We start from the raw sequence: 4,808 nt of genomic DNA, 5'->3' as shown, positions 1-4,808 counted from the left end.
AGCGTACCCAGTGCGGCGATCGTCAGATTTGGTGGCCTGGGTGCCATAACGCTGATCGCCGCCGCCGCACTGGGTACGCTCGCCCTGAGCTTTGCTTCCAACCGGTCGCTGATCGCCTCCACAACGCTGGCCATGGGCCAGTATCGCGAGACGGCGGCCCCGTTGCTCAAGGCCAGCACGGTCACCGATGTCGACCTTGAAAACGTCATCGGCCCGCTTGACCAGTTGCGCGATCTGCCGGCCGGGTATGAAACCGGTGACTTGCCGACACCGTTAGAGGAGACGTTCGGCCTCAGCCAGAGGGAGAGACTTCTTTCGGCATCCAAAACAGCCTATCGGCAGGCGCTGGAGCGACTGCTCCGATCGCGCCTGTTGATCCAGGCCGAGCGGACGATCCAGGCCAAGATGGCCGATCCCGTCGCCCTCTACGAACCGTTGAAAATCTATCTGATGCTTGGCGGCAAGGCACCGAAGGTCGATGACGCTTTGATCGTTTCGTGGATGAAGCGGGACTGGGAGCAGAACCGATATCCGGGCGAAAACAATCGCGAAGGACGCGAGCAGCTCCAAAAGCACCTGCGCGCCATGCTGGCATTGGACGACGCCTATGATCCGGTCTTCGAACTCAACCAGCCGCTTGTCGAAGCCGCTCAACGTTCACTCGGGCGTATGAGCCTTGCCGATCGCGCTTCGGCCTTGATCAAGTCGGCTATATACGCAGCGGTGCTGGACGATTTTTCACTGTCTCAGAAAGGCGGGCCGGAAGCGCAGCTGCTGTTCGAGCGCATCGATGGCGGCGATCTGTCAGGGCTTCGTATTCCCGGCATCTATACTCATTCCGGCTTCAACACCTTCTATCTCCGGCAACTGTCGCGCATTGCGCAGATGCTTGTCGACGAGCAGTGGGTTCTCGGGGGCGGCGGCGAACAAGGCGATATCAACCAGCAATTGCTCAAGCTCGGCCCCGAACTTCTTGATCGCTACGGCAAGGAGTTCGCGGCCGCGTGGAACGGCGTTCTCGGCCAGTTGAAATTCAAGGCGATGCTGACGGACAAGCCGCACTACATCGCACTTTCGGCCGCTGCCTCCCCAAGCTCACCGATGAATCAGCTCTTTGCGGCAATCGCCGATGAAACAGCTCTGACGCGGGACTCAGGTGACGGCCCCGATCCCGGCACCGAGATCGAAGGCACGGCCCAGAACCCGCCGCGCAACCCCGCGGATCTGGCCAAGGGCCTGGCCCGCATCGGCATAACAATCGCCAGCGGCAAATCGCAAAGCCGCGCCGGCACCGGGGCCGCCGACGCACGGAACTTCAGTCCAGGAGCAAACATCGAAGCGCAATTCAGACCATTCCAGGCCCTGGTGAACGGCCCTGCCGGACATCGCCCGATCGATGCTCTGACCCAAAACTTCAGCGATATCTATCAGAGCCTGCAACTGGCGGCCGAAGTTCCTTCGCAGACGGAACGCGTCAATTCGAACCTGCAGCTGCAGATAGCCACGCTTCGCGCCAATGTCTCGCGCCTGCCCAAGCAACTCGGCCGGATGGTCAACGCGACGGCGGATGAGTTCGAAGGCAACGTTGCCGAAACCTCGGTGACCAACTTGAATCAGATACTTGACCAGACGGTCACAGCCCCTTGTGAAGCCGCAATCAGCGGCCGTTATCCCTTCGCCCGCGACGCCACCGAGGATGTTGCGATGGCAGATTTCGCCAAATTGTTCGCCCCTGGCGGCTTGCTGGACCGGTTCTTCGCACAAAATCTAGCATCGCTGATCGACATGACCAGCCAGGACTGGACTTGGAAACAGGATGCGCGATTTGGACGCGACCTGTCGAAATCGACCCTGAAAGACTTCCAGCTTGCGGCGGAAATCCGCAGCGCCTTCTTCCCATCGGGCGGTTCGTTGCCTTCGGTCAGCATCACTTTCACACCGTTCTCACTGAATGGCGATGTCGATACGGCGATACTCGATGCCGAAGGCCAGATCGTCTGGAGCAATCAGACGGGCAACGCGCCGAGCGCGGTCACCTGGCCGGGCGAGGCAGCTTCCGCGTCCGCCAGCCTAAGCTTGACGCCGGAGATGCCAGGCCGCGAATCCGCCATCAAGTTCGAAGGGCCCTGGGCGCTGAAACGACTTCTGGACAAGGCTGCCGTCACCGGCGACGACAGCAACATGCAAGCGCGCTTCGTGATCGGCGGACGCGACGTTACTTATGCTCTCCAGACAGGCTCAGGCTCCAACCCCTTCTTCCTCCCGGCCCTGTCCGGATTCAGCTGTCCCAAGGCGTTTTGAACAGGGTTCATCTGCTGAACATGGCGTCGGTCCGCTGACCACGGCGTTCAAAGCCTGGTTTTCCTTAGTTTTCGATACTTTAATGTTCGAGCCTGTGGCAAAGTGGCGCCAGCGAGCGTCCAAAGGTGCGCCGCAGAAGGACGCTTGAAAAGCGCTTGGTGGCAAATTGAATACTGTCGCCCTTTCCGTTGAGAGCTTCGGCGTGAGCCACAAAGGCTGTGTCCGTGAGCTCAATGAAGACAGCTATCTGGTCGAGCCACAAACTGGCGTCTGGGTGGTAGCCGACGGAATGGGTGGACATGACGCCGGAGAGGTCGCTTCCGCCAGTATCGTCGATCATCTGTCAACAATCGGCATTGCGAGCTCAGCTCCCGATCTTCGCGCCCGCTTCGAGGACAGGCTGGGCCGGGCCAATGCCGAGATCCGAGGCATATCTGAATCCCGCGGCATAACCATCGGTTCCACCGTTGCCGCCCTGCTGGCGATGGACGGGCGGTTTGCCTGCCTGTGGGCCGGTGACAGCCGCGTCTATCTTGTCCGCAACGCCTCGATCTCGCAGATCTCGAGAGACCACACCGAAGTTCAGGAGCTCATCGACCGCGGTATCATCAGCGCAGCCGAAGCACGCACGTGGCCGCGCCGCAATGTCATCACGCAAGCGATCGGCGTCAGCGACGAGATTGTCATCGATTTCCAGCAGGGAGAAATCATGCCGGGGGATATTTTTGTGTTGAGCACGGATGGTCTGACGGCGCATGTCACCGACGCCGAGATCGAGGCGGCGACGGTGTCGGCGACACCTCAGGCAGCCTGCGAGAACCTGCTCGACATGGTGCTGGCGCGCGGCGCAACGGATAACGTCACGATCGTCCTCGTAAAGATAGGACACGAGCGCGATGGCCAATTGCCTCCTCCATATCTGCATAGAGCGAAGGCCTGAGGTTGATGGGCTCCGACGACAAGACGCGCATATCGGGGGGCATGGCCAACACCGTCGTAGGCACGCAACTCAGCGGCATCTACGAGCTCGACGAACGCATCGCATTCGGTGGCATGGGCGAGGTTTACCGTGGTCATAATATCCAGACCGGTGACCATGTCGCGATCAAGATCGTCTTGCCCGAGTTCGCCCGTGACCAGACGATCTTGTCGCTGTTTCGCAAGGAGGCATTGATCCTCAATCACCTGTCGCATGACGCGGTCGTGCGCTACCACGTCTTCACGATCGATCCCGGGATCGGCCGTCCCTACCTTGCCATGGAATTCGTCGACGGTGAGTCGCTGTTCGACATCATGCGGCGTGGCGCGATGCCGGCGGCTGATGTGCGCAAGCTCTGCCACCGCCTCGCCTCCGGCCTGAGCGCCGTGCACCAGGCGGGAGCAATACACCGCGACCTCTCGCCCGATAACATCATCTTGCCGGGAGGCCGGGTCGACCGCGCGAAGATCATAGATTTCGGTATCGCCCGGTCGGCGAGTGTCGGCGGTGAGACCCTGATCGGCGGAAAGTTTGCGGGAAAATACAACTATGTTTCACCCGAACAGCTCGGGCTTTACAGCGGCGATGTCAGTGAGCAATCCGATATCTACAGCCTGGGGCTGGTGCTGGTTGCCGCCTTGCGCGGCAAGCCAATCGATATGAGCGGATCGCAATTCGAGGTCATCGAAAAGCGCCGGACCGTGCCTGATCTCACCGACATCGACGATGATTTTCGTGACATCGTTGAACCCATGCTGCAACCGGATCCGCAGGACCGACCGGTTAGCATGGCGGAAATCGCCAGGATGACGCGTGACGAAAACGAGGAGACAACCCCGCCGGCTTCCATCACACCCCGCGATCGGTCGGCTTTGCCGCGAACCTTTGCATCCGGCAGCAAAACCCAGGCACGATCACACAATGTTGAGAGGCACGACGACGCAGCCGCAGCGGGCCCAGGCGGACAGCCCTTCGTAGAGCACGTGCGGCCCGCGCATTTGTTCGAACGGCCGCCTCCGGCGCCGATGCCGCGCGAGGCCACGGCGCGTTTGCCTGGAAGGTCCACAAAGACCCGAACCCTGGCGATCGCTGGCTTGGCGATGCTGGCTGTGGCCTCCGGCGCGGGCCTTTACCTGGGCGGCTTCATGACGCCTGCCACACCGACTGCCGGCAAGACATCGCTTTTGCCACCGGAGCCGTCCAAGCTCCCGCCCGGCCTGTCAAAGCCGCCCCTGGCGGACTCTGCCGCCCCTGAGCCGGCAAAGGCAGTTTCGCCCGTGCAGGCCAGCGGACAGGCGGCTGAAAATCCGGCAGATACGTTGGGGGTTCAAAAGCCGGAGCCTACCAAGCCCGCCGAAGTCCCCTCGCAGAACGACGTCGTCGCGAAGTCACCCGCAACGGACGCCAGGCCGCCACCCGAAAAGGCATCGCCGCCAATCCAGCCGGATACGATGACCAGCGACAGTCAAACGTTGGCCGCTTCCAGTGAGACAACCGCCCCGACGCCGCCGGTAGAGAAAGCCTCGAC

At 61.3% G+C, this 4,808-nt stretch carries 3 protein-coding genes; all 3 read left to right on the top strand.

From position 1 onward, the window contains the following. The coding region (gene tssM, locus EN884_RS26080; RefSeq protein ID WP_128360808.1) for a type VI secretion system membrane subunit TssM at window positions 1-2,301 on the top strand (2,301 nt) is incomplete at its 5' end. A 166-nt stretch (window positions 2,302-2,467) separates the two neighbouring features. After that, a complete protein-coding gene (locus tag EN884_RS26075) occupies window positions 2,468-3,241 on the top strand; it encodes a protein phosphatase 2C domain-containing protein (RefSeq protein ID WP_013525286.1) in 774 nt (257 codons plus the stop codon). A 5-nt stretch (window positions 3,242-3,246) separates the two neighbouring features. Next, window positions 3,247-4,808 (top strand): serine/threonine-protein kinase (locus tag EN884_RS26070; RefSeq protein WP_164895156.1); only part of this gene is annotated, 1,562 nt, incomplete at its 3' end.

It is taken from the genome of Mesorhizobium sp. M7A.F.Ca.AU.001.01.1.1, assembly GCF_004022735.1.
In the GTDB taxonomy this organism is placed as follows: Bacteria; Pseudomonadota; Alphaproteobacteria; order Rhizobiales; family Rhizobiaceae; genus Mesorhizobium; species Mesorhizobium ciceri.
Note: the sequence above shows the minus strand (reverse complement) of the source record. Positions and strands in the feature narration are given on the sequence as shown.